The organism is Streptomyces sp. NPDC046931, assembly GCF_040644655.1.
Classification (GTDB): Bacteria; Actinomycetota; Actinomycetes; order Streptomycetales; family Streptomycetaceae; genus Streptomyces.
The window spans coordinates 170,856-196,130 of sequence record NZ_JBEYWX010000011.1 but is presented as its reverse complement, the minus strand read 5'-3'; the positions used below and the strand labels follow the sequence as shown (position 1 = coordinate 196,130).

24 protein-coding genes, 1 pseudogene and 1 riboswitch are annotated in these 25,275 nt (G+C 70.1%); of the genes and pseudogenes, 16 read left to right on the top strand and 9 right to left on the bottom strand.

Features of this window, described 5'->3' with window-relative positions; all coding sequences use genetic code 11:
* Nucleotides 1-34 precede the first annotated feature (34 nt).
* Nucleotides 35-247 carry an EF-hand domain-containing protein gene (locus ABZ876_RS21175; RefSeq protein ID WP_361783141.1) on the top strand — a complete coding sequence of 71 codons (213 nt, stop codon included), beginning with the start codon at nt 35-37 and terminating at the stop codon, nt 245-247.
* A gap of 130 nt (nt 248-377) precedes the next feature.
* Nucleotides 378-1,064: pseudogene (locus ABZ876_RS21170) on the top strand (NAD(P)-binding domain-containing protein); the annotation flags it as partial.
* Nucleotides 1,065-1,157: 93 nt separating this feature from the next.
* On the opposite strand, the gene ABZ876_RS21165 reads toward ABZ876_RS21170, so the two are convergent.
* The 3 genes from ABZ876_RS21165 to ABZ876_RS21155 form a co-directional block, all read right to left on the bottom strand.
* A complete protein-coding gene (locus tag ABZ876_RS21165; protein ID WP_361783138.1) occupies nt 1,158-1,394 on the bottom strand; it encodes a hypothetical protein in 237 nt (78 codons plus the stop codon).
* 241 nt (nt 1,395-1,635) lie between these two features.
* Complete coding sequence (locus tag ABZ876_RS21160) at nt 1,636-2,193, bottom strand: glycoside hydrolase family 25 protein (protein ID WP_361783135.1); 558 nt, start codon at nt 2,191-2,193, stop codon at nt 1,636-1,638.
* 83 nt (nt 2,194-2,276) lie between these two features.
* A complete protein-coding gene (locus ABZ876_RS21155) occupies nt 2,277-3,299 on the bottom strand; it encodes a phosphatidylinositol-specific phospholipase C domain-containing protein (protein WP_361783246.1) in 1,023 nt (340 codons plus the stop codon).
* A gap of 485 nt (nt 3,300-3,784) precedes the next feature.
* Between ABZ876_RS21155 and ABZ876_RS21150 the strand changes: the two genes are divergently transcribed.
* The 3 genes from ABZ876_RS21150 to ABZ876_RS21140 all read left to right on the top strand — a co-directional run bounded on the left by ABZ876_RS21150 (nt 3,785) and on the right by ABZ876_RS21140 (nt 5,222).
* A complete protein-coding gene (locus ABZ876_RS21150) occupies nt 3,785-4,126 on the top strand; it encodes a hypothetical protein (protein ID WP_361783132.1) in 342 nt (113 codons plus the stop codon).
* Nucleotides 4,127-4,206: 80 nt separating this feature from the next.
* Entirely contained in the window at nt 4,207-4,917 is a 711-nt protein-coding gene (locus tag ABZ876_RS21145; RefSeq protein WP_361783129.1) for a phospholipase domain-containing protein, read from the top strand.
* A complete protein-coding gene (locus ABZ876_RS21140; protein ID WP_361783126.1) occupies nt 4,887-5,222 on the top strand; it encodes a hypothetical protein in 336 nt (111 codons plus the stop codon). The genes ABZ876_RS21145 and ABZ876_RS21140 overlap by 31 nt, the downstream gene beginning before the upstream one ends.
* Nucleotides 5,223-5,466: 244 nt before the next feature.
* Here the strand turns inward: ABZ876_RS21140 and ABZ876_RS21135 are convergent, their stop codons facing one another.
* The 4 genes from ABZ876_RS21135 to gcvT form a co-directional block, all read right to left on the bottom strand.
* Entirely contained in the window at nt 5,467-6,834 is a 1,368-nt protein-coding gene (locus ABZ876_RS21135; protein WP_361783123.1) for an L-serine ammonia-lyase, read from the bottom strand.
* An 85-nt stretch (nt 6,835-6,919) separates the two neighbouring features.
* A complete protein-coding gene (glyA, locus tag ABZ876_RS21130; RefSeq protein WP_361783120.1) occupies nt 6,920-8,182 on the bottom strand; it encodes a serine hydroxymethyltransferase in 1,263 nt (420 codons plus the stop codon).
* Between the two features lie 12 nt (nt 8,183-8,194).
* On the bottom strand, nt 8,195-8,572 hold the full coding sequence (gene gcvH, locus ABZ876_RS21125) for a glycine cleavage system protein GcvH (protein ID WP_361783117.1): 378 nt from the start codon (nt 8,570-8,572) through the stop codon (nt 8,195-8,197).
* Between the two features lie 108 nt (nt 8,573-8,680).
* A complete protein-coding gene (gcvT, locus tag ABZ876_RS21120) occupies nt 8,681-9,799 on the bottom strand; it encodes a glycine cleavage system aminomethyltransferase GcvT (RefSeq protein WP_361783114.1) in 1,119 nt (372 codons plus the stop codon).
* A 173-nt stretch (nt 9,800-9,972) separates the two neighbouring features.
* Nucleotides 9,973-10,084, bottom strand: a riboswitch (glycine riboswitch).
* Nucleotides 10,085-10,255: 171 nt separating this feature from the next.
* On the opposite strand from gcvT, the gene ABZ876_RS21115 reads away from it, so the two are divergent.
* The 10 genes from ABZ876_RS21115 (at nt 10,256) to ABZ876_RS21070 (ending at nt 22,388) form a co-directional block, all read left to right on the top strand.
* Nucleotides 10,256-10,930 carry an AAA family ATPase gene (locus ABZ876_RS21115; RefSeq protein WP_361783243.1) on the top strand — a complete coding sequence of 225 codons (675 nt, stop codon included), beginning with the start codon at nt 10,256-10,258 and terminating at the stop codon, nt 10,928-10,930.
* 349 nt (nt 10,931-11,279) lie between these two features.
* On the top strand, nt 11,280-12,071 hold the full coding sequence (locus tag ABZ876_RS21110) for an enhanced serine sensitivity protein SseB (RefSeq protein ID WP_361783111.1): 792 nt from the start codon (nt 11,280-11,282) through the stop codon (nt 12,069-12,071).
* A gap of 300 nt (nt 12,072-12,371) precedes the next feature.
* The gene (locus ABZ876_RS21105) at nt 12,372-13,172 is read left to right on the top strand and encodes an enhanced serine sensitivity protein SseB C-terminal domain-containing protein (protein WP_361783108.1); all 801 of its coding nucleotides are present in this window, start codon (nt 12,372-12,374) and stop codon (nt 13,170-13,172) included.
* Nucleotides 13,173-13,516: 344 nt separating this feature from the next.
* Entirely contained in the window at nt 13,517-14,524 is a 1,008-nt protein-coding gene (locus tag ABZ876_RS21100) for an ABC transporter permease (protein WP_234514889.1), read from the top strand.
* Between the two features lie 70 nt (nt 14,525-14,594).
* A complete protein-coding gene (locus tag ABZ876_RS21095; RefSeq protein WP_361783104.1) occupies nt 14,595-16,385 on the top strand; it encodes an ABC transporter substrate-binding protein in 1,791 nt (596 codons plus the stop codon).
* 110 nt (nt 16,386-16,495) lie between these two features.
* On the top strand, nt 16,496-17,494 hold the full coding sequence (locus ABZ876_RS21090) for an ABC transporter permease (protein WP_361783101.1): 999 nt from the start codon (nt 16,496-16,498) through the stop codon (nt 17,492-17,494).
* Nucleotides 17,491-18,588, top strand: coding sequence for an ABC transporter ATP-binding protein (locus ABZ876_RS21085; protein ID WP_361783098.1), 1,098 nt, complete (start codon nt 17,491-17,493; stop codon nt 18,586-18,588). The genes ABZ876_RS21090 and ABZ876_RS21085 overlap by 4 nt, the downstream gene beginning before the upstream one ends.
* 23 nt (nt 18,589-18,611) lie before the next feature.
* Nucleotides 18,612-20,081: a dipeptide ABC transporter ATP-binding protein gene (locus ABZ876_RS21080; RefSeq protein WP_361783095.1), complete on the top strand. Its 1,470-nt coding sequence runs from the start codon at nt 18,612-18,614 to the stop codon at nt 20,079-20,081.
* Nucleotides 20,082-20,271: 190 nt separating this feature from the next.
* Nucleotides 20,272-21,663, top strand: a complete 1,392-nt coding sequence (locus ABZ876_RS21075) for a M1 family metallopeptidase (protein WP_361783092.1) — start codon at nt 20,272-20,274, stop codon at nt 21,661-21,663.
* A 68-nt stretch (nt 21,664-21,731) separates the two neighbouring features.
* Nucleotides 21,732-22,388: a trimeric intracellular cation channel family protein gene (locus ABZ876_RS21070; protein WP_361783240.1), complete on the top strand. Its 657-nt coding sequence runs from the start codon at nt 21,732-21,734 to the stop codon at nt 22,386-22,388.
* On the opposite strand, the gene ABZ876_RS21065 is transcribed toward ABZ876_RS21070, so the two are convergent.
* Entirely contained in the window at nt 22,297-23,523 is a 1,227-nt protein-coding gene (locus ABZ876_RS21065) for an alpha/beta hydrolase-fold protein (protein WP_361783089.1), read from the bottom strand. The two genes, ABZ876_RS21070 and ABZ876_RS21065, sit on opposite strands and share 92 nt — an antisense overlap.
* A 217-nt stretch (nt 23,524-23,740) precedes the next feature.
* Between ABZ876_RS21065 and ABZ876_RS21060 the strand changes: the two genes are divergently transcribed.
* A complete protein-coding gene (locus tag ABZ876_RS21060) occupies nt 23,741-24,601 on the top strand; it encodes a thioesterase family protein (RefSeq protein WP_361783086.1) in 861 nt (286 codons plus the stop codon).
* 73 nt (nt 24,602-24,674) lie between these two features.
* On the opposite strand, the gene ABZ876_RS21055 is transcribed toward ABZ876_RS21060, so the two are convergent.
* A complete protein-coding gene (locus tag ABZ876_RS21055) occupies nt 24,675-25,259 on the bottom strand; it encodes a TIGR03086 family metal-binding protein (protein ID WP_361783083.1) in 585 nt (194 codons plus the stop codon).
* Between the last annotated feature and the right edge of the window lie 16 nt (nt 25,260-25,275).

The window sequence follows — 25,275 nt, the reverse complement described above, 5'->3', positions numbered from 1 at the left end:
TACGACGGCAAAGGCACCAAGAAGGGGCGGATCGGTGGCGGACATCGAGGAAGCACGCAGGCAGTTCGAACGGATCGACGCGGACGGTGACGGATTCATCACCGCCGCCGAGTTCAAGTCCGCGCTGGCCCAGGGGGGCGACTGGAACGTCACCGAGGCGGTGGCCGAGGCCGTCATCAGGACCCGCGACCTCAACGGCGACAAGGTTCTGTCGTTCGACGAGTTCTGGACGTACCTGAACAAGTGAGCCCATGACGAAGGGGCGCCCGCCCGGTGAGGGACGGGAGCCCCCTCGTCGGCCATAAGGCGCACACGGGTGGAATAGTCCGGAGCGTCCCGGGGTTGGTGCTGCCCACGAACACCGTGCAAGGACACCGACCCCCGGAAGGGCGACACGAGTGATGAAGATCGGCATCATCGGGGCGGGCAACATCGGCGGCAACCTCACCCGGCGGCTCACCGCCCTCGGGCACGACGTCTCCGTCGCCAACTCCCGTGGTCCCCACACGCTCACCGCACTGGCCGAGGAGACGGGCGCGACCCCCGTCACGGTCGAGGACGCGGCACGCGGCGCCGAAGTCGTCGTGATCACGATTCCCGTCAAGGCGGTACCGGACCTGCCGTCCGGGCTGCTGGACGGCGCCGCCGAGGGCGTCGCCGTGATCGACACCGGCAACTACTACCCCAGGGAGCGGGACGGGCGGATCGCGGCGATCGAGGACGAGGGCCTCACCGAGAGCCGCTGGACCGAACGGCAGATCGGCCACCCCGTGATCAAGGCGTTCAACGGCACCTACGCCCAGGACCTCCTGGACGGCCCCCGCCCGGCCGGCGACCCCGACCGGATGGCGCTCCCGGTCGCGGGCGACGACGAGGCGGCGAAGCGCACGGTGCGGGCCCTGGTCGACGAGCTGGGCTTCGACACGGTCGACGCCGGCGGCATCGACGACTCCTGGCGCCAGCAGCCCGCCACCCCCGTGTACGGCCTGCGGGCCGGCGCCGGCGCCGTCACCAAGGCCCTCGCGGAGGCGTCCCCCGAGCGCACCCCCGAGTTCCGCGGGTAAGGGCCGCCGCCGCCCGAGGCCGGGCAGGAAGACCTCGGCACCCCGGCCCCGTCGGGTATCCCGCCGCCCCCGTTCGCCGGGCCCGCCCGGACGTCAGCCCTGCCAGATCCCGGTCACGGACGCGGCGGCCGCGACTCCCCGGGTGTGGCCCGCGCGGGCGGCGGCCGGGCGGCGCGAGTCGTCCGCCGGGTTGCGGCCCATCGCCCGCCGCGCGGCACGGTCCGGCGAGAGCAGGACGACGCGCGTCCCGTCGGCGGACAGTTCGTCGGCCTCCCGCGAGGCGTTCGGATGCGGGCCGACCGCGCGGGGGACCGGTACGACCGCCGGCACCCGCCGGCACCCGCCGGCACCCGACGGCAGCCGCGGGCCAGTCGGAGGTCGGCGGTCGAACGTGAGCCGCCGTCCATCCATCGACGGCCCGCGACCGTGACCGGCGGCCACACCACGGGGCGGGCTGCGCGCACGCCCCGCCGTACCCCGCCTGCCCGCGCCCCCGCTCACCGCCGCCGAGCTGGGCGAGGTGCTGCTCGATCCGGAGCCGCACAGGCGGTTGTGAGGGAACACGAGCGGTTCAGGCGCTCGTGGCCCACTCCCGCAGGGCGGCCTTGCTGGTGAAATTCGCGACGTCCTTGTCCACGGGGTCGGAGGTGTACTGGTGGAAGCGCCACGCCGCCTTGATGCGCGGCTTGCCCGCCGTGACGTAGTCGGCGATCCACAGGCCGTCCCCGGCGTAGGAGGTGGTGTCGATGGTGAGCCAGAAGTTGCGGCTGGCGTAGAGGACGACGCGGTTGTCCGGCCGGAGCCGCTTCACCTGGCGGATGAAGGCGTCCTTCTCCGCGGTGCTCGCGTGCGTGCCGTCGCCGGTCGTCTCCCAGTCCACGGCCAGTACGTCGCCCGCTTTCTCCGGGGCCTTTGCGACGAAGTACTCGGCCTGGGCCGCGATGTTCCCGGGCCACAGGAAGTGGTAGAAGCCGACCACGCAGCCGGCGTCCCGGGCCGTCTTGGTCTGGGCGGTGAGCTTGGGGTTCACATACGAACGCCCCTCCGTCGCCTTGATGAAGACGAAGGAGAGGCCGTCCGTGTCGTAGGCGGATGACTGGTACGCGCTGACGTCGATGCCTCGCAGCATGGGGGCTCCCTGAAGTGCTCGTGGGGCAGGGATCGCTGCCTGGTTCACCCTGGTACCGGTGGTATGCCCCCTGAGGGGGCCTGTCAGCCGCGCTCGGCCACCGAACCGAGAACCGAGGCCGATTTGGCCGCCCAGTCGGAGGTGATCACACTCGCGTGACGCCCGGCCAGCAGCGAGAGCCGTGCCGCCACTTCCGCGTCCGTCGGGTTCGTGGACGAGATCGCCGGCGAGACGCCGGCCGCGTCCGTCATGATCAGGAAGTAGTGGTCGGTGTCGTACCAGGCGGTGTCGTAGCCGTTGTTGACATACGCCGCCGCGTCCCCGTCGAAGAACACGAACCACGGGCGGATCGAGGCGTCGTAGCGGCCGGCACGCGGATCGCCGGAAGAGGCGCCCAGAACGGCCGGGAACGCCTCGGCCTTGGAGATGTTCCCGGATGCGTACAGGTCGCGCAGGTGGTCGCCGTACTCCCGGTCCGTCCAGTAGTGGTCGAACGGGTTGGCCTGCTCCACCGTGCCGGGGATCAGCTCGAAGAGGAACTTGCCCTTGAGGGAGTCGCGGGAGGGCCAGGCGTTGGCCTTGGCGGCCGCGTCCAGGGAGGAGTACGTCCCGCCCATCAGGTCGGACGGCTTGTAGACGCTGCTGCCCAGCTTCTGCGACACCAGAGTGTCGAACTCGTCCGGGCCGAGGCCCGCGTTGTTGTTGAAGCCGACCTTCATCTCGACCTTGAAAACGATCGGCGGGTGGTCGGGGTGGAGCTGGTTCCAGGCCGCGATGTTGTCCAGACAGCTGCCGAGATCCTGGTCGCGGCTCTTGCTGTACAGCTCGCCCGGCGTCTTCGCGGCCTCGCAGTTGTTGTTGTTGCCCAGCGGGTTGCTGTGGCTCACTCGCCACCGCTTGGTCAGGCTGTCGACGTAGACGTCCAGCTCCAGCAGTGACGCGCCGGAGTCCAACGCCTGTGCGAAGTACGTGTACTTGGCCTTGTCGTAGGCGTTGTGCGTCCCGATCGTGGTCGCGTCGGTGAATGTGGGCGTCGCCGCATGGGCGGTGCTCCCTGCTGCCGTCACCATCGCGGCGGCACCCAGCAGTGCCGCCACCCGTCTCATCACTCGCACATCAACTCCCCTTCTGCCGAACCGAGTTGGCGGAAGCCTAGAAGGGGCGGATTACTGCACGGTAGCCCCGGGGGGAACAACGGCCCCGGGGCGGCCCGGGGCCGTGGACGGCACCGCGGCCGTCCGCGTACGGGCCGATGTGTGCACAGCACCTTGCGGGTCGCCGAAGGGCGAGGGGCGCCATGTCTCCCTGAGCCGCCGTCCGGCCAAAGACGCGGCTCCGGGCCTTCGTGGACCGTCGAGGAGTCCGGCCGGCTCATAACCTCCCTGATCAGACCGGGTTTCGAGGTCCGGTGTCGGTCGTCCGGCGCCCACCGGGCAACCTTGGATTTCTGTCTGCTTCCCGGATGGCGGCAACCCGTCGTTCACTGGCCCGTTGTCGTAGGACGGCTTGCTGAGGGCGAAGTTATCGAGACAACTTTTGCTCACCCGGGTATCGCCGTGGCGGCACCCGGGAGCGGAGAGGACCCAACACCGTGCCAGCCCTCTCACAGGCCGCCACGTCCGGGAGCAGCATCGCGATCGCCTCCCCGGCACCCCCGCAGCGCGGCGACAGACCGGCCTTCACCTGGGCGGCGGACGCGCCCGACGCCAGGAACCGGATCGGCGTCTACCCCGCCGACCGGCTGCCCGGCAGCGGCGGCAGCTCCCTGGTGTGGACGTATGTGCCCGGCGCGTCCGGGCAGACCACCCTCGACACCTCCGGCCTGAGCGGCGGCCCGTACATCGCGTATCTGCCAAGGACGGCTACGGCGTCCTCGCCAAGACGGAGCCGTTCGGCTTCTCCGGCGCCCCCGTCGGCGACCCGGTCGAGCTGAGGACCCCCGCCCCGCACGAGGGCGACAGGCTCTCCTTCCACTGGACGAGGGACGCACCCGACGCGAAGAACCGGATCGGTGTGTACGACGGCGACCGGCAGCCGGGCCACGCCTGGCTGGAGCTGGAGCTGCGGAACGCCGGCGGCACCGAGGTGGCGTTCACGATCACGCCGAACGACTTCGCCGGTGAGGAGCGCACCGTGTGGGTCGGCACGGGCGAGCGCACCCGGCTGACCTGGCGCACCGACGAGGGCCGGTACGACGTCACGGTCACCGCCGCCACCGGCACCCGCTGCGCCCAGCGGTACGAGGGCACCGTGCACGCGGCACAGCACCCCACGAGACCGGCCGCGGGCCACTGCCCACGGCCGGTCGGAGCTGCCGGTCGACCGGATCGCCGCGGACCGCAACGGGTCCCCCGAACAGACGCCCCCCGGTCGTTACCGAAGCCATTGAGCCGTTCGAAGGAGTCGAGGCAGCGAGACAGTCAGGAGCGTGACGGACCGTCAGCTGCTTGTTCGCCTGCTCTCAGCGTGGTTCCGAGTGGGGACAGGGCCGACGCCCAGGCCCTTCCCCGGTATCAATGGCCCATACAAGGGAGAGTTACGGATATATCCGCGCTTTGTAACGCGAATCGTTTCCTTGGCCTGGTGTCGCCGTGGGGAGCCACCGTGTGGGGTCTCGGCACCGAGCCGGGAATTTGGGATTGCACGTCCGCCCCGACCGGGGTCGGTGTGCACGAACGTGAGGTGACAGATTCATGTCTGTTTCTCGTACGGCGGTTCGCCTGATCGCCATCTGTGTGGCTTCGGGCGCACTCGTCGGCGCGGCCGCCATGCCGGCCCTGGCCGCCGGAGCCGGCGATGACCGCGACAACAGCAGGGGTCACTCGCTCAGCCACAGGAGCGACCACGACGGTCCCTTCGGCGACCGGGACCGGGGCTGGCACCGGGGCTGGGAGCGGGGCTGGGAGCGTAACAGGGGCTGGCACCGGGGCTGGGAGCGGAACCGGGGCTGGCACCGGGGCCAGGACGGGCGCCACGGCTGGTACGGCGACCGGTACCGGGATCACGACCGCTACTTCGGCCACCACTAGCCTGCCTCGGAGGCCGTGCTGTGATGCGGAGGCCCACACCTGCCGCCCGTCGTCATAGCCGCCACGGCCGCTGTACCCAGCCGGAGGGCCGAAGACCGTTCCTTGCGGTCTTCGGCCCTCCGGCCACGTGTCGCACCGTGCGGTCGTCGCCCGGCCACCGCACCGCCAACGTCCATTCCGCCATGTGGACAGGGAAGGCCCTGACAGCGCCGAAAGAAGTAACGCGCTGGTCAGGGCCTGCTTCCTAGCATTCGATGATGTTCACCGCAAGCCCGCCCCGGGCCGTCTCCTTGTACTTCACGCTCATGTCGGCGCCGGTCTCCTTCATCGTCTTGATGACCTTGTCCAGGGAGACCTTGTGCGAGCCGTCGCCGCGCATCGCCATGCGGGCCGCCGTGACGGCCTTGACCGCCGCCATGCCGTTGCGCTCGATGCACGGGATCTGGACCAGACCGCCGACCGGGTCGCAGGTCAGGCCGAGGTTGTGCTCCATGCCGATCTCGGCCGCGTTCTCCACCTGCTCGGGAGTGCCGCCCAGCACCTCCGCCAGCGCGCCCGCCGCCATCGAGCAGGCCGAGCCGACCTCGCCCTGGCAGCCGACCTCCGCGCCGGAGATGGACGCGTTCTCCTTGAACAGCATGCCGATCGCGCCCGCGGCGAGCAGGAAGCGGACCACCCCGTCCTCGTCCGCGCCGGGCACGAAGTTGATGTAGTAGTGCAGCACCGCCGGGATGATGCCCGCGGCACCGTTCGTCGGGGCCGTGACCACCCGGCCGCCCGCCGCGTTCTCCTCGTTCACCGCCATCGCGTAGAGGGTGATCCACTCCATCGCGTGGGCCAGCGCGTCGCCCTCGGCGCGCAGCTGGCGCGCGGTGACGGCCGCGCGGCGGCGCACCTTGAGGCCGCCCGGCAGGATGCCCTCACGGGACAGGCCGCGTGCCACGCATCCCTGCATGACCCGCCAGATCTCCAGCAGGCCCTCGCGGATCTCCTCCTCCGTCCGCCAGGCCCGCTCGTTCTCCAGCATCAGCGAGGAGATCGACAGACCCGTCTCCTTCGTCAGGCGCAGCAGCTCGTCCCCGGTGCGGAAGGGGTACTTCAGGACCGTGTCGTCGAGCTTGATGCGGTCCGCGCCGACGGCGTCCTCGTCGACGACGAAGCCGCCGCCCACCGAGTAGTAGGTCTTGGTGAGCAGCTCGGCATCCGAGGCGTCGTACGCCCACAGGGTCATGCCGTTCGCGTGGTAGGGGAGCGCCTTGCGGCGGTGCAGCACCAGGTCGTCGTCGAAGGAGAACGCGACCTCGTGCCGGTCGAGCAGCCGGAGACGGCCGGACTCCTTGATGTCCTCCACCCGCTGGTCGGCGCCCTCCACGTCCACCGTGCGCGGCGAGGAGCCCTCCAGCCCGAGCAGGACCGCCTTGGGCGTGCCGTGGCCGTGGCCCGTGGCGCCGAGGGAGCCGTACAGCTCCGCGCGCACGGACGCGACCGATTCCAGCCGGCCCTCGTTTTCCAGGCGGCGGGCGAACATGCGCGCCGCGCGCATCGGGCCGACCGTGTGGGAGCTGGACGGGCCGATGCCGATCGAGAACAGGTCGAAGACCGATATGGCCACGGTGACTCCTCAATTACGGGGTGGTGCAGGGGCCGACCCGGCACCGCGCACACTCCAGTGTGCGCGGTGCCGGCCGGTAGGTGACTTACTTGCCGAGACCCGGGTACAGCGGGTGCTTGTCGGCCAGGGCCTTCACCCGGGCCTTCAGCGCCTCGGCGTCGTACGACGGCTTCAGCGCCTCGGCGATGACGTCCGCGACCTCGGCGAAGTCCTCGGCCGTGAAGCCGCGGGTGGCCAGGGCGGGCGTGCCGATCCGAAGGCCCGAGGTGACCATCGGCGGGCGCGGGTCGTTCGGGATCGCGTTGCGGTTCACCGTGATGCCGACCTCGTGGAGGCGGTCCTCGGCCTGCTGCCCGTCCAGCTCGGAGTCGCGCAGGTCGACCAGGACGAGGTGCACGTCGGTGCCGCCGGACAGGACGTCCACGCCCACGGCCCTGACGTCGTCCTCGACCAGGCGCTCGGCCAGGATGCGGGCGCCCTCCAGCGTCCGCCGCTGCCGCTCCTCGAAGTCCTCGCTCGCCGCGACCTTGAAGGCGACAGCCTTGGCGGCGATCACGTGCTCCAGAGGACCGCCCTGCTGGCCCGGGAAGACCGCGGAGTTGATCTTCTTGGCCAGCTCGGCCGTCGACAGGATCACGCCGCCGCGCGGGCCGCCCAGCGTCTTGTGGGTGGTGGTGGTGACCACATGGGCGTGCGGGACCGGGTTCGGGTGCAGGCCCGCCGCCACCAGACCTGCGAAGTGCGCCATGTCGACCATGAGGTACGCGCCGACCTCGTCCGCGATCCGGCGGAACGCGGCGAAGTCCAGCTGCCGCGGGTAGGCCGACCAGCCCGCGACGATCAGCTTCGGCCGGCTCTCCTTGGCGAGGCGCTCGACCTCGTCCATGTCGACGGTGCCGTCGTCGCCCACGTGGTACGCGACCACGTTGTAGAGCTTGCCGGAGAAGTTGATCTTCATGCCGTGGGTCAGATGGCCGCCGTGCGCCAGGTTCAGACCCATGATCGTGTCGCCGGGCTGGAGCAGCGCGAACATCGCCGCCGCGTTGGCCTGCGCGCCCGAGTGCGGCTGCACATTGGCGTGCTCGGCGCCGAAGAGCGCCTTGACGCGGTCGATGGCGATCTGCTCGACCACGTCGACGTGCTCGCAGCCGCCGTAGTAGCGGCGGCCCGGGTAGCCCTCGGCGTACTTGTTGGTGAGGACCGAGCCCTGGGCCTCCATGACCGCGACCGGGGCGAAGTTCTCCGAGGCGATCATCTCGAGGGTGGACTGCTGGCGGTGCAGCTCGGCGTCGACGGCGGCGGCGACGTCAGGGTCGAGCTCGTGCAGGGGTGTGTTCAGAAGCGACATGGATGCGGTTCCTCAGCTGCCGGAGAACTCGGTGTACTCGTCCGCGGTGAGCAGGTCGGCGGGCTCCTTCGACACGCGCACCCGGAACAGCCAGCCGTCCTCGAACGGGGCGGTGTTCACCAGGGACGGGTCGTTCACCACGTCCTCGTTGACCTCCGTGACCTCGCCGGAGACCGGGGAGTAGAGGTCGCTGACCGACTTGGTCGACTCCAGCTCGCCGCAGGTCTCGCCCGCGCTCACCGTGTCACCGACCTCCGGAAGCTGGACGAACACGACGTCGCCGAGCGCGTTGGCCGCGTGCTCCGTGATGCCGACCGTCGAGACGCCGTCCTCGGCGGCCGACAGCCACTCGTGCTCCTTGCTGTAGCGCAGCTGCTGGGGGTTGCTCATGGCCTGAATTCTCCTGTACGCGGGGGAGTGATGGTGAAGGGGGGAGTGCTGAGGACGCGCGTGAGCAGGGCGGACGGGTGCGGTGTCCGTCCGGCCCGGGCCCAGTGTCTACTTCTGGCGCTTGTAGAACGGCAGCGCCACGACCGCGTACGGCTCATGGCTGCCCCGGATGTCCACCGCGACCCCGGCCGTGCCGGGCGCGGAGTGCGCGGCGTCGACGTACGCCATCGCGATCGGCCTGCCCAGCGTGGGCGAGGGAGCGCCGGAGGTGACCTCGCCGATCACCTCGCCGCCGGCGACGACGGCGTACCCGGCCCTCGGCACACGCCGGCCCTCGGCCACCAGCCCGACCAGGACGCGCGGCGGGTTCTGCGCCGCGCGCTCGGCGGCCTCGAGGAGCGCGGTGCGCCCCACGAAGTCGCCCTCCTTCTCGAACTTCACGACCCGGCCGAGCCCGGCGTCGAAGGGGGTCAGCGAGGTGGTCAGCTCGTGCCCGTACAGCGGCATGCCCGCCTCCAGGCGGAGCGTGTCCCGGCAGGACAGGCCGCAGGGGATCAGGCCGGCCGGCGTGCCCGCCTCGGTCAGCGCCTGCCACAGCTTCTCGGCGCGCTCGGGGGCGACGAACAGCTCGAAGCCGTCCTCGCCGGTGTAGCCGGTGCGGGCGATGAGGGCCGGGACGCCGGCGACCGTGCCGGGCAGGCCCGCGTAGTACTTCAGGCCGTCCAGGTCGGCGTCGGTCAGGGACTTCAGGATGCGGGGGGACTCGGGGCCCTGGACGGCGATCAGCGCGTAGGCGTCCCGGTCGTCGCGCACCTCGGCGTCGAAGCCGGCGGAACGCTCCACGAGCGCGTCGAGCACCACCTGGGCGTTGGAGGCGTTGGCGACGACCATGTACTCCCGCTCACCGAGCCGGTACACGATCAGGTCGTCGAGGATGCCGCCGTCCGCCTGGCAGATCATGGTGTAGCGGGCGCGGCCGACGCCGACGGAGCCGATGTTGCCGACCAGGGCATGGTCGAGCAGCCGGGCCGCCTCGGGGCCGGTCACCGTGATCTCGCCCATGTGCGAGAGGTCGAAGAGGCCCGCCCTGGTCCGGACGGCGACATGCTCGTCGCGCTCGGAGCCGTACCGCAGGGGCATGTCCCAGCCGGCGAAGTCGGTCATCGTGGCGCCGAGCGAACGATGCAGGGCATCGAGCGCGGTACGGCGCAGGGGGCTGCTGCTCATCGGTTGTGCTCCCAGGGCGATGGGGTCCCCCGCGCGAACGTGGGGGAGGGGCGAGGTCGTTCCTCCCCATCTGTCATCGGAACCTGAGAGGTTCGCCATGACCCCGCCGGGCGGGTCGTCACGGCTTGCACCTTGGGTGGAGCCACCTGAAGCGGCCCGCTTTCCAGATGTGCCTCGCCCGCGCGGTATCGGGGCCTGAGAGATTCAAGGGAGGGACTTGCTCCTTCGGCGCCCGGGCGGTCGTACGGCAGAGGTACGGGCCCGGGACTCTCCCGCGCGGATTCAAGCGGCCGGTATGCAGTTGGCGGGCACATCATTGCATGCCTCGTCCGATCGTGGCAGGGCCGCATCTGTAACCGGCCTGTGGCGCTACGACGACGGAATCACGAGACACCGCGCATTACCTTCTCTTTACACTCGACGGGCACGGGACTTCCTGACCCCCAGGGGAGGACGATCACGGTGAACAGGACGACGGCTTACGCGACGACGTCGGGCATCGCGGTGCCCGGGCAGCCGGGATCCCCGGCCCGTCAGGCCCACCGGCCGGCGCGGGCGGTCAGGGTCCGCGACCTGCGCGACCGCGCGGGCCGTGGCCCCCAGGGCCTCACCTTCGGCCCGAGCGACGTCGTCGTGATCACGGGTCTGCCCGGCAGCGGCAAGTCCACTCTCATGCGCCGTGCCGTGCGGGGCGTGCGGATCGACTCCCAGGACGTCCGCGACCGCTGGGACGCGCGCCTTTCCCGCTTCCTGCCGTACGCGGTCTACCGCCCCCTCGTCCGCCTCGCCCACTACGCCGGCCTGCGCCGCGCCCTGCGGGCCGGCACCGGTGTCGTCGTCCACGACTGCGGTGCGCAGACCTGGGTGCGTGCCTGGCTGGCCCGGTCGGCCCGCCGCCGCGGGGGCACGCTCCACCTGCTCGTGCTCGACGTCACCGCCGACACCGCCCTGGCGGGCCAGCGCGAGCGCGGCCGGGGCGTCTCGCGGTACGCGTTCCTCAAGCACCGCCGAGCCACCCGGCGCCTGCTGGGCTCCGTCGAGCAGGGCACGGTCCCGGACGGCTGCGGCTCGGTGATCCTCCTGGACCGGGAAGCGGCGGACGTCCTGGGGCGCATCGACTTCGAGGACTGAGCCGTATCGGCTTAGGGTGCCGGGCCGTATCCATTCGGGCGCGGGGCCGTATCCATTCGGCTGCGGGGCCGTATCCACTCGGGTGCGGGACTACGTGGCCTCTGCGGGCCGAGCCCGTCCACATCGGGGGCGGGCCGCCCCGGCTTCAGGGGGCCGGGTCGAATCGGCGTCGCGGGCCGAGCCGAGTCGGTTTCGGGAGGCCGGGGCGTTTCGACGTCGCGGGCCGAGGCGCGTCGGTCTCGTGGGCCGTATCGATTTCGGGGGCGGCTGCGGGGTGGGGCCGACCGGCGGCCCCGGCGCCCGATAGCCTTTCCGGTCTCAGCAGTGGTTCCTCAGCAGGCGGTAGCAGATGGACTTCCCGGCGGATCTTCCCGCGGACTTCCCCGCACAGGCACACCCCCACCCGCACGGCGGATGGCCGGGCAACGAGCTGGAGGAGGTGCTCTCCGCCTCGCTCGGCATCCCCTCGGCCGGCGGCCGGATCGTCGAGGTCCTCGGCCGCAGCTTCCTGTGGGTGCCGCTGCCGAGCGGCGGCGGCCCGCACAGCGGCCCGCTCGACCTGCCCACGACGGAGATCGAGGGGCAGGCGTACGTGCCGGTGTTCAGCTCGGAGGAGCAGTTCCGCCAGGTCGTCGGCAACCACATGTCGTACACGATCGCGCCCGCCGTCGAATTCGCCCGCGGGCTGCCCCCGCAGGTCGGCATCGCGGTCAACCTGGGCGGCGTGGTCGGGGTGCCGCTGCCGCCGGACGCGGTGGCCGAGCTGTGCCGCGCCGGGCGTACCCCTCTGGACGGCCCGGTGAGCGGCGGGCGTGTCCGGCTCTTCGAGCCCGACTGGCAGGACGACCCGGTGGACTTCCTCGCCGCCGCGTCGGCCGAGTTCGCGGCGACCGGGGTGGTGCTCACCGCACGGCGCTGCCTGGCCGCGATCGAGACCGCCGACCCGGTGATGTTCATCGGCGTCGAACTCTCCTCCTGGGACGCCGACATACGTGCGCTCCCGCTCGACGCGCTCGGCCGGGCGCTCGGCAAGGTACCGGTGGCGACGCCCGTGAACATGGTGTTCCTGGATGTCGCCCAGGACCCGGTCGGGGAGTGGCTGCGAGAGCGGGTGCGGCCCTTCTACCAGCACGGTTACTGAGCCTTCGCCGGCCCGGTCACCGAGCCGCCCGCGGACGCGGCGCGCGGTGCCCGGGGATGCGGGGTGGTGCGCGCCGAGGTGCTGTCAGTATGGCGCCTTAACCTGGTTTCATGGCCGGGACGGAACAAGCCCGCTTCCGGCCGGAGGCCCGGCCCGCGCCGCGGCCGTACACGGTGGGATGCGGTGTCCTGCGGACAGGGGAGAATGGCTCGGTCGGAGTGACGCGGCTGAAAACCGTGCACACCGCACCGAAGAGCCTCCGTCGGGGTTGTCAGGTTTGTGGTGAAGGGGCGGTAGAGGGTGAGCGCGTCGGGCACGGCCGCGGCCGGACAGGTCGAGCAGATGCTGCGCCAGGTGACGCCCGGGCGTTACGACGCCTACGAGGCGCTGCTGGGCGTACTCGCGACCCCGTCGTCCGGCCAGGTCTGGATGCTGCTCTGGCACGGCCAGGCCGGATCGCCCGACGCCCAGTACGGCAACATGGAGGTGAACGGCTACGGCTACGCGCCCTGCGTCACCTCCGCCCAGGAACTCTCGGCCAGCGGCTGGAACCGCTCCTACGAGGTGGTCGACGGCCTCGACGTGGCCCGCACCCTCTACCCGGACCACTACGGCCTCTGGCTGAATCCGCACGCGCCGGGCGGCGGCGTAGGCATCCCCTGGCTGGACCTGCGCCGTATCGCGGCCGGTCTCGAGCGCCAGCCCGCCGGCCCGCTCCGGCTCGGTGAACCGGCCATCGAGATCCCGCAGTTCTACGCCCTCCTCACGCAGAACGCGCACCGCACTCCCGCGGTGCGCTCGCTGCGCCGCGCCTGGGTGCAGCCTGCCCTCGGCGCGCCCTATCTGGCGATCGGCCTGGACGTCTACGACACCTCGCCGCCCGCCGTCGACTCGGTGCGCGCGATGATGCAGCAGTCCGTCGCGGCGGTCCCGGAGGGACTGCCCGTGTCGACCGTCGCGATGTCCGACGAGCACGACCCGGTCGCGATGTGGCTCCGCGCCCATGCCCGCCCGTTCTACGACCGCGAGGCCCATGCGCCCCCGGTCCAGGCCCCGGCGGGCGGCGGATACGGCTACCCGCCGGTGCGCGGCGCGTACTGATGTCCGGCCGCGCGGTGGTGACCCTCCGTGCGGTGTCCGGCTTTCGGTCACCTCCGCCACCGAGAGCCCCTCTTCGCGCGTAGATGAGCGTGGATAGTCCAGTTAACGTGCGAAGTGCCCTGATTGGCGGGTGTCCGCACCCCGTTACCCACCGTCCGGATAACGGAACCCCTCTACCCGTATCACGTTTACGCATCCTTTCACCCTCAAGTCTGGCAACTGATCGCCGAAGCGTTGAAGACTCCCGCTTCAAGGGGTTCGACCCCTGTGTACGACGGACTGATCATGCCGCCACCGCGGCAAGTGCGCGCCGGTCACCGCCGGTTGAGAGGGGTCCCTGCCAGATGACGGCACCATTGCACGAGCCGACCGCGGAAGCGGCGCCGAGTGCTGCCGAGGAAGCGGCCGTAGTCAGCGCTGACGCGAAGGCTGTACAGGGGCGTTCCCTGGGCCGGATCGCCTGGGAGCGCCTCAAGCGGGACAAGCTGGCCCTGACGGGCGGCGTCGTCGTGCTTGTCCTCATCGTGATCGCGCTGCTCGCGCCCGTCATCACGAACCTCGTCGGACAGGACCCGGACGCCTACCACGAGAACCTGATCGACCCGCTGTTCGGCACACCCACGGGTTCGCTGGGTGGAATCAGCGGCGACCACCTGCTGGGCATCGAGCCGGTCAACGGCCGCGACATCTTCGCCCGCATCCTCTACGGCGCCCAGATCTCGCTCCTGGTCGGCTTCCTCTCGGCGGTCGTCGCCGTCATCCTCGGTACCGTCCTGGGTATCCTGGCCGGCTTCTTCGGCGGCTGGGTCGACTCCGCCATCAGCCGGGTCATGGACGGACTGCTCGCCTTCCCGCAGCTGCTGTTCATCATCGCCCTGGTCTCGGTCATGCCGAACGAGATGCTGGGACTGAGCGGCACGGGCGTCCGAGTGTTCGTGATGATCCTGGTCATCGGCTTCTTCGGCTGGCCCTACATCGGACGTGTGGTGCGCGGCCAGACGCTCTCGCTGCGTGAGCGCGAGTACGTGGAGGCGGCCCGCTCGCTGGGTGCAGGACGCTTCTACATCCTCTTCAAGGAACTGCTGCCCAACCTCGTCGCGCCGATCATCGTGTACACGACGATGATGATCCCCACCAACATCCTCACCGAGGCGGCGCTCAGCTTCCTGGGCGTGGGCGTCAAGCCGCCCACGGCCTCCTGGGGGCAGATGCTCTCGAACGCGATCGACTACTACGACTCGGACCCGATGTACATGGTGGTCCCGGGCGTGGCGATCTTCATCACCGTTCTTGCCTTCAATCTCTTCGGCGACGGCGTGCGCGACGCGCTGGACCCGAAGGGCTCCCGCTGAACTGCCGTACCCCAAGCGACCCGTGGCACTACACACGGGGTCTCTCATCTAACCCGGAGGATCCGAGATCGTGACTACCCAACGCACCTCAGGGCGGCGCAAGCAGGCCATGGCCGCTGCCGCCGTGGTCGCCGCGCTGCTGACCACGGCGGCGTGCGGCGGCGGCAAGGACAGCGACGGTTCGAAGAACGGTGCGGCCGGCTTCGACGCGGCGAACAACAAGGTCGCCCAGGCCTCGCTGGCCAAGAAGGGCGGCACGCTGAGGTTCGGCGGCGCCCAGGACGCCGACTCGTGGGACACCACCCGCGGCTACTACGGCTTCGCGTGGAACTTCATGCGCTACTACAGCCGTCAGCTCGTCACGAACAAGACGGAGCCGGGCAAGGAAGGCGCCAAGCTCACCCCGGACCTCGCCACCGGGCTCGCCAAGGTCAGCGACGGCGGCAAGACGTACACGTACACGCTGCGCGACGGGATCACCTGGGAGGACGGCAAGCCGATCACCTCCAAGGACATCAAGTACGGCATCGAGCGTGTCTGGGCGCAGGACGTGCTGTCCGGCGGTCCCACCTACCTCAAGGACTTCCTGGACCCCGACGGCAAGTACCAGGGCCCGTACAAGGACAAGGCCGCGGACCACCTCGGTCTCAAGGCGATCGACACGCCCGACGACAAGACGATCGTCTTCCACCTGCCCAAGGCGAACGCGGACTTCGAGGAAGTGCTCGCGCTGACCTCGGCGTCCCCGGTCCGCCAGGACCAGGACACCAAGTCCAAGTACTCCCTGCACCCGTTCTCCTCGGGACCGTACAAGTTCGAGTCGTACAACCCGGGCAAGGACCTGACGCTGGTCCGCAACACCAACTGGAAGCAGTCCTCGGACCCGGTCCGCAAGGCGTACCCGGACAAGATCACGATCAAGTTCTTCTCGAACGCCAACGACCTCGACCAGCGCCTGATCAACGGCGACATCGACCTGGACATCAACCAGACGGGCATGTCGCCGCAGGGCCGCACCGCCGCCCTGAAGCAGCACAAGGCGAACCTGGACAACCCGGTCTCCGGCTACATCCGCTACGCGGCCTTCCCGCAGAGCGTGAAGCCGTTCGACAACATCCACTGCCGCAACGCCGTCATCTACGGCGCCGACCACGTGTCGCTGCAGACCGCGCGCGGTGGCCCGGTCGCCGGTGGTGACATCGGCACCAACATGCTGCCGCCGTCCGTCCCGGGCTCCGAGGGCCAGAAGTACGACCCGTTCGAGCTGGCCGGCGCCAACAAGACCGGCAATGCCGCCAAGGCCAAGGAAGAGCTGAAGGCCTGCGGCCAGCCGAACGGCTTCAAGACCACCATCGCCGTCCGCAACAACAAGCCGGTCGAGGTGGCCACCGCCCAGTCCCTGCAGGCGTCGCTGAAGAAGGTCGGCATCACCGCCGACATCGACCAGTACGACGGCTCGCAGACCACCGGCATCATCGGCAGCCCCTCGAACGTGAAGAAGAAGGGCTACGGCGTCATCATCATGGGCTGGGGTCCGGACTTCCCGACCGTCCAGGGCTTCGGTCTGCCGCTGTGGGACAGCAAGTACATCCTGCAGAGCGGTAACAACAACTACGCCCTGATCAAGGACAAGGCGATCGACGGGCTGTTCAACGACTACGTCAACACGCTCGACGAGGCGAAGAAGACGCAGATCGCCACGCAGATCAACCACAAGGTGATGGAGGGCGGTTACTACCTGCCCTTCGTCTTCGAGAAGTTCATCAACTGGCGCGGGGACCGACTGGCGAACGTGTACACGACCGACGCGTACAGCGGTCAGTACGACTTCGTCAACCTGGGCCTGAAGTCCGCGAAGTAACCCCGGCACACCCGCCGCACGGCACGAAAGGCAGGTGAAGGCCGGCGCGGCGGGGCCGCGGGCCACCGGACAACCTCCGGTGCCCGCGGTCCCGCGGCGGGCCGTAAGCTGTGCTCGCTTACCTCATCAGGCGGCTGTTCGCCGCCGTAGTGATGCTGATGGTCATCATCCTGGTGGTCTTCAGCATCTTCTTCCTCGTCCCCAAGTGGGCGGGCGTCGACATCGCCACGAGCTTCGTGGGCAAGCAGGCCGACCCCGCCGCCGTCCAGGCGGTGCGGGAGAAGCTGGGCCTCGGTGACCCGATCTACATCCAGGTCTGGGATTTCTTCAAGGGCATCTTCGCCGGCCGCACCTACGCGGCGGGTGGCGACGTCACCCACTGCGCCGCGCCGTGCTTCGGCTACTCCTTCCGCAGTGAACAGGCCGTCTGGCCGGTGCTGACCGACCGCTTCCCGGTGACCCTGGGTCTCGCGCTCGGTGCCGCGGTGCTGTGGCTGGTCTTCGGTGTCGCAGCGGGTGTCCTCTCCGCGCTCAAGCGCGGCAGCCTCTGGGACCGCAGCGCGATGGTCGTCGCCCTCGCGGGCGTCTCCCTCCCGATCTACTTCACCGGTCTGCTCTCCTTGGCGATCTTCGCCTTCGGTCTGAAGTGGATCGACGCGCAGTACGTGCCCCTCGGTCAGAGCTTCACCGGCTGGCTCGGCGGCATGATCCTGCCGTGGGTCACCCTCGCCTTCCTCTACGCGGCGATGTACGCGCGGATCACCCGGGCCACCATGCTGGAGGTCCTCGGCGAGGACTACATCCGCACCGCCCGCGCCAAGGGCCTGCGCGAGCAGACCGTCATCGGCAAGCACGCCATGCGCTCCACGATGACGCCCATCCTGACGATGCTCGGTATGGACCTCGGCGCCCTCATCGGCGGCGCGATCCTGACCGAGACCACCTTCAGCCTGCCCGGCCTCGGCCAGGCCGTGCTCAACGCCATCAGGAACCAGGACCTGCCCATCATCCTGGGCGTCACCCTGATCACCTCCCTCGCGGTGCTGCTCGCCAACCTCGTGGTGGACGTCCTGTACGCCGTGATCGACCCCCGAGTGAGGCTCGCATGACCGAACTCAGCAAGAGCGGAGCGGCCGTGGGGGAGCCCACCACCGCCTCCCCTGCTCCGAACGCCTTCCTGGAAGTGCGCGACCTGAAGGTGCACTTCCCGACCGACGACGGCCTGGTGAAGTCCGTCGACGGGCTCAGCTTCCAGCTGGAGAAGGGCAAGACCCTCGGCATCGTGGGCGAGTCCGGCTCCGGCAAGTCCGTGACCTCGCTCGGCATCCTGGGCCTGCACACCGCGGGCCAGTACGGCAAGCGCAAGGCGCAGATCTCCGGCGAGATCTGGCTGAACGGCACCGAGTTGCTGTCCGCCGATCCCGACCACGTGCGCAGGCTGCGTGGCCGCGACATGGCGATGATCTTCCAGGACCCGTTGTCCGCGCTGCACCCGTACTACACGATCGGCCAGCAGATCGTGGAGGCGTACCGCATCCACCACAACGTCGACAAGAAGACCGCACGCAAGCGCGCGATCGAGATGCTCGACCGGGTGGGCATCCCGCAGCCGGACAAGCGGGTGGACAGCTACCCGCACGAGTTCTCCGGCGGTATGCGGCAGCGCGCCATGATCGCGATGGCGCTCGTCAACAACCCCGAGCTGCTCATCGCGGACGAGCCGACGACCGCCCTCGACGTGACCGTCCAGGCGCAGATCCTCGACCTGATCCGCGATCTCCAGAAGGAGTTCGGCTCCGCGGTCATCGTCATCACCCACGACCTGGGCGTCGTCGCCGAGCTGGCCGACGACATCCTGGTGATGTACGGCGGCCGCTGCGTCGAGCGGGGCCCGGCCGAGAAGGTGTTCTACGAGCCCCGGCACCCCTACACCTGGGGCCTGCTCGGCTCGATGCCGCGCCTGGACCGCGAGCAGCAGGAGCGCCTGATCCCGGTCAAGGGCTCCCCGCCCTCCCTCATCAATGTCCCGTCCGGCTGCGCCTTCAACCCGCGCTGCCCGTACGCCGACGTCCCGAAGGACAACGTGACCCGCACGGTCCGGCCGGAGCTGACCGAGGTCGGCAGCCGGCACTGGGCCGCCTGCCATATGACGCAGGAGCAGCGGGAGCGGATCTGGACCGAAGAGATTGCGCCGAAGCTGTGAGTGAGAACGCAGAGGACAAGGCAGTGAGCATCCCTGCCCAGAGCGACGGCGCGGAGGCGAAGAGCTCCGGTACGGCCACCCTCACCAAGGACGCCGCGCCGGGCGAGACCCTGCTGAAGGTCACGGGGCTGCAGAAGCACTTCCCCATCCGCAAGGGCCTTCTCCAGCGTCAGGTCGGCGCGGTGCGCGCGGTCGACGGTATCGACTTCGAGGTCAAGTCCGGTGAGACCCTGGGCGTCGTGGGCGAGTCGGGATGCGGCAAGTCGACGATGGGCCGGCTGATCACCCGGCTGCTGGAACCGACCGCCGGCACCATCGAGTTCGAGGGCAAGGACATCACGCATCTCGGTGTCAGCGGCATGCGCCCGATGCGCCGCGATGTGCAGATGATCTTCCAGGACCCGTACTCGTCGCTGAACCCGCGCCACACCATCGGCACGATCGTCGGCGCTCCCTTCCGGCTCCAGGGCGTCACGCCCGAGGGCGGGATCAAGAAGGAAGTGCAGCGGCTGCTGTCGGTCGTGGGTCTCAACCCCGAGCACTACAACCGGTATCCCCACGAGTTCTCCGGCGGTCAGCGCCAGCGCATCGGCATCGCCCGCGCGCTCGCGCTCAACCCGAAGCTGGTCGTGGCCGACGAGCCGGTCTCCGCGCTGGACGTGTCGATCCAGGCACAGGTCGTCAACCTGCTCGACGACCTCCAGCAGGAGCTGGGCCTGACGTACGTGATCATCGCGCACGACCTGTCGGTCGTCCGGCACGTCTCGGACCGGATCGCGGTGATGTACCTCGGCAAGATCGTCGAGCTGGCCGACCGGGAATCGCTGTACAGGGCGCCGATGCACCCGTACACCAAGGCGCTGATGTCGGCGGTGCCGATCCCGGACCCCAAGCGCAAGTCGGCCAAGAGCGAGCGGATCCTGCTCAAGGGCGACGTCCCCTCGCCGATCGCGCCGCCGAGCGGCTGCCGTTTCCACACGCGGTGCTGGAAGGCGACGGAGATCTGCCGGACGACCGAGCCTCAGCTTCTGGAGCTGAAGCCCGGCCAGCGCGTGGCCTGCCACCACCCGGAGAACTTCGAGGACCAGGCGCCGCAGGACACCGTGCTGCTGTCCGCCGCCAAGGAGGCGGCGGAGCTGGTACCGGACGCGGTGCTGGAGGAGTCCGCGGAGACGTCGGCGGCCGTGGCCGCGGAGGTCCACGCGGACACGGCCGAGCCGGCCGCGGAGGAGTCGTCCGAGCCGGCCGCCGAGGAGGCGGCTGAGGCTCCGTCTTCGGAGGCGGCGGAGGCCGGTTCCGAAGAGGCGGCGGAGGCCGGTTCCGAAGAGTCGGCTGAGGCTCCGTCCTCCGAGGCCGCGGAGGCCGGTTCCGAGGAGGCCGCGGAAGAGACTGCGGACGCCGCGGAGGCTTCCACGGAGGAGACCGCCGAGCATGCGTCCCCCGGCGCAGCGGGCGCGTCCGACGACGCGCCGGAGTCCGGCGGCCGGAAGTAGACAGACGGTCGCACCGACGCATGTGCCCCGGCAACCCGATTCCCGGTCGCCGGGGCACACGTGTCAGGAGCCAGTGGCCGGGTGGCGCATGACAAATCGGTAAAGCCATGTACATGACCGAACGGAAGAGCGCAGAGTCTGGCGTGTCCGTCTGATCGCCGGATCGACAGCACGCTCGAAGGGACGACTCATGGCACTCTCCCGTTCGGCACGCTTAGGGACACTCGCCGCCACGGCGGCCTCCTTCCTCGTCATCGCGGCCTCCTCCGCCCCCTCGCCCGGGGCGGACGGCATCGGCGACTCCTACTTCCCGCAGCTCGGCAACGGCGGCTTCGACGCCCGCCACTACGCTCTCGACGTCGCGTACGACCCGGGCAGCGGCCGTCTGGACGGCCGTACGACGATCAGGGCCCGGGCCACCCACAGCCTCACGTCCTTCGATCTCGACCTCCAGAAGCTGGATGTCACGCGGATCGAGGTGAACGGCAGACGGGCCGCGTTCACGCGCGCGGGCGACGAGATACGGATCACCCCGCGCGGCGTCCTCCCCCGGGGCGGCGACTTCACGGTCACCGTCACCTACGGCGGTGTCCCCGAGCCGCTCGGCGGCCCCATCGTCTTCGGCTCGCAGTACGGGTGGATGAAGACGGCCGACGGCGTCTTCGTCGCGTGCGAGCCCAATGCCGCCTCCACCTGGTTCCCCTCCAGCGACCACCCCGCCGACAAGGCCACCTACGACATCCGCATCAATACACCGAAGGGCCTGACCGCGGTGTCCAACGGCCGGCTGGTGTCGACGCACGACAAGGGCGGCCGGACCGTCACCCACTGGCGGGAGTCCCGGCCGATGGCCACCTACCTGGCGACGGCCACGATCGGCAGGTTCGACGTGCGGACCGGGATGACACCGTCGGGAATCCCGATCTACGTGGCCATCGACCCGTCCCTCGAGAGCGGCGAGAACGTCGATGTCTACGCCGTCACGGCCGAGGCCACCGACTACTGGTCGCAGATCTTCGGCCCGTACCCCTTCGAGGAGACGGGTGCCATCGTCGACGACATGCCCGAGGCGGGCTTCTCGCTGGAGGTCCAGTCCAAGCCCGCGTACTCGGCCGTCCGCAACGAGACGACCATCGTGCACGAGCTGGCCCACCAGTGGTTCGGCGACTCGGTCTCGGTGGAGCGCTGGAAGGACATCTGGCTCAACGAGGGCTTCGCGACCTACGCCCAGTGGCTGTGGGCCGAGCACAAGGGCACCCGCTCCGCGCACGACTCGTTCCTCGCGGCGTACAACGCCCGCCCGGCCGAGAGCGCGTTCTGGCAGATCCAGGTGGCCGACCCGCAGCGTGACACCATGTTCGCCTCCGCGGTCTACCAGCGCGGCGCGATGGCCCTCCAGGCGCTGCGCGAGCGCATCGGCGACACCGCGTTCTTCAGGCTCCTGCCCGCCTGGACCAAGCTCCACCGCTACGGCAACGCGAACACCGGCGACTTCGTCCGGCTCGCTGAAAGGGTCTCCGGGCAGCAGCTGGACGACCTGTTCCGGACGTGGATCTACAGCACGGGGAAGCCGGTCTTGTAACCTAGATTTTTCGGAGCACTGGCCTTGTATTGCAAGGCGCATTCACTCTGATGGGTGAGAATGTAAAGGTGCTCCAGCAATTGTTCAGCCCCTCCGTCCAGCACACGCTGGATCTGGTAGGCATCTTCGTCTTCGCGATCTCCGGCGCGCTGCTGGCCGTCCGAAAGAACTTCGACGTCTTCGGCATCGCCGTGCTCGCCGAGGTCACGGCGCTGGGCGGAGGGCTGTTCCGCGATGTGATCATCGGGGCCGTACCGCCGGCCGCGTTCACGGACCTGGGGTACTTCCTGACCCCGCTCCTGGCCGCCCTGCTGGTCTTCTTCCTCCACCCGCAGGTGGAGCGGATCCAGGTGGCCGTCAATGTCTTCGACGCGGCCGGCCTCGGCCTGTTCTGTGTCGCGGGGACGACCAAGGCCTACGAATACGGACTCGGCCTCACCGCGAGCGCGGCCCTCGGCCTCGCCACGGCGGTGGGCGGAGGCGTCCTGCGCGACGTCCTCGCCAACGAGGTGCCCTCGCTGCTGCGCTGGGACCGCGACCTCTACGCGGTGCCGGCCATCGTCGGTGCCACCATGGTCGTGCTCTGCATCCGCTACGGCGCGCTGACCCCGCTGACGTCGGGGCTCGCGGTCGTCACCGCTTTCGTACTACGCCTTTTGGCGATGCGCTTCCACTGGCGAGCGCCGCGCGCTTGGAACCGTCGGTCAACGGTTGCCGAGGAGTAGTCCCGATGGTGTCCCTCCCGGTCATCTGCTGGCTGAGCCAGGTGAACACGTACGGGATCTGCGGCCGCCACAGGGCCATGCTGTGCCCGCCCGCGCTGCGCGGGATCAGCATCGAGCGCACCACGGTCGGAGGCTTGGCGATCTGCTCCAGCGCGGCGGCGGCCTGGTAGCCGTCACCGAGCTGGCCGGACAGGTACAGGGAGATACGGGGCGGGGTGGGCCGGGCCTTCAGCAGGAAGTAGGGGTTGTTCTGCCGGCGCAGCGCGGCGTTCCGCGCGGCCAGCGACTTGCGCTCGCCGATCGGGTCGTTGTAGCCGGACAGGCTGATCGCGGCCCGGTAGCGGTCGGGGTGCGCGGTCACCAGCTTCGTGGCGCAGTGCCCGCCCGCCGAGTAGCCGGCCGCGGCCCAGCCGTTCGGCGCGGACTGGGCGCGGAAGTTGTCCGTCACCATCTTCGGCACGTCGATGCTGAGCCAGGTGTCGGCGTTCACCACGCCGGGGACGTTGGCGCAGCCCGTGTCGACCTTGGCGATGAGGTTGGTGCGCGGCGCCACCAGGATGAAGGGCGCCACCTGACCGCTGCGCATCAGCGGCAGCAGCTGCTCGTGCACCTTGAGCGACCCGTACCACGCCTTCGCCGAGCCGGGGTAGCCCGAGAGCAGTTCCACGACGGGGAACTTCTTGTTCTTGTAGGCGGGGTCGTGGTACTGCGGCGGCAGCCAGACGTAGACCTCGGCGTCGACGCCCGACACCTGGCCCTTGAGCTGGGTGACGCGCACACCGCCGGCCGCGCGCATGCCCGGCCCTTCGGCCGGGACGAAGGTCTGGCGGACCTTGGGCAGGGCCCTGATCTGGATTCCGCCGGTGCCGTCCTTGCCGAGGTCGGCGGCCTGGCGCACATGGTTGCCCGTGCCGAGCAGATCGGACCAGTTGTCATACAGACTGTTGGCGTTGTTCACCAGGACGAAGACCAGGGTGACCGCGGTGACCTGCGCGAACAGCAGCATCACCATCCGGGCGGCGTGCCGCAGCAGTACCGGGCCGCGGATCCGGGACCACAGGACCAGAGGCAGGATGAGGGCGACCGCCACGAGGACGATCGACGTGAGGAGGAACGGCGTCCCTGTCAGGCTCATCGGCGTGGCGGCTCTTCCTGTGAACGGGCGGAACAAGCTGTACGTCTTCTCAGAGGGAAACCGGGGGTCATCCGTCACGGACGAGTGCGGACACTTACCTAAAAATTGCCAAAAGCTCACCTAGGAATGGCTGGATCCGTGCGCCGGCGGCCGGATGTCACGGACTCGCAACAGAGAAAAGCTACTGCTTAGTAATTTCGTGTTGTACGGTTCCCGCATGTCAGAAGCAGCTGCCGCACGGGCCGCGACCGCCACGATCGGCGACAGCGAGTTCGACCGCGACACCGCGGTCACCCTCCGGGAACCCGGCGTCTACGACATCGACCTCTCCGCCGGCTGGACGATCATCAGCGCCGTCAACGGCGGCTATCTGCTGGCCGTCCTCGGCCGTGCGCTCGCGGACGCCCTGCCGCACGCGGACCCGTTCACGATCTCCGCCCACTACCTCACCGCCTCCCAGCCGGGACCCGCGGTGGTCCGCACGGACGCGGTCCGCACCGGCCGCACCCTCTCCACCGGCCAGGCGTCCCTCTTCCAGTACGACGACGAGGGCCGCGAGGTCGAGCGCATCCGTGTCCTGGCCTCGTACGGCGACCTGGATTCCCTGCCCGACGACGTGCGCACCACCGCGCGGCCGCCCGTCATCCCGCCCATGGACCAGTGCTTCGGTCCCCAGGACGGCCCGGCGCCGGTCCCCGGCAGCTCGGCGATCACCGACCGGCTGATGATCAAGCTGGACCCGGCCACCCTCGGCTGGGCCCTTGGTGCGCCCTCCGGAAAGGGCGAGATGCGCGCGTGGTTCGGGCTCGCCGACGGCCGCGACGCGGACCCGCTGTCGCTGCTCCTCACGGTGGACGCGCTGCCGCCCACCGCCTTCGAGCTCGGCATCTCCGGCTGGGTGCCGACCGTCGAGCTGACCGTGCACGTGCGGTGCCGTCCGGCGCCGGGACCGCTGCGCGTGTCGATCACCACGCGCAACCTCGCCGGCGGCTTCCTGGAGGAGGACGCCGAGGTCTGGGACAGCCGGGACCGCCTGGTCGCGCAGTCCCGTCAGCTGGCCCGGGTCAGGCTGCGCTGAGACCGACCGCGGATCCGGGCCGCGCCCCGGCGGGGGCACGGCCGGGACGTCCCACGGTCCGGCCGGGTGCGGCTCAGCGGGCGGCCGCCGGCCCGCGGCCCAGCCAGGCCGCCAGCCGCCCGTAGGCGTCGGCCCCCTCGGGAGCCGGGCGGGCCGAGTCGAAGGGCACGTCGTCGCCGCGCTCCGGCTCCGGCAGGACGGCACGGGCGACGGCCAGCGCGAACTCGGCCACCTCCGGGTCGAGTTCAAGCGGCCGGCCGAGCGCTTCCCACAGGTCCCAGGTGTGGGTGACCGTCTCCATCACATACCCGGACAGCGCGTTGCGCCCCGCCGTCTCGCCCCACGGCACCCGCACCGGCGCGTCCAGCCGGGCGTCGTCCGCCCAGGCCTCCCGGACCTCGCGGCCGGCCGCGTCGTACGCGGCCGCCCAGCCGTCGTCCGCGACGCCGTCCGCGAACGGGCGCACGGCCAGCCCGTCGCCGCCCGCGCCGACCACGGCGATCCGGCGGGTGCCGCCGACCATGTGCGACAGCAGCGTCCGTACGTCGAACTCGGTACACGGCGTGGGGCCGGCGAGCTGCTCCGGCCGTACGGTCTCGATCAGCGCGGCGACCTGCGCGGCGGCACGGGCGTACAGGGGACGGGGATCGGTGTTCATGAGGGTCCTCCCGGTG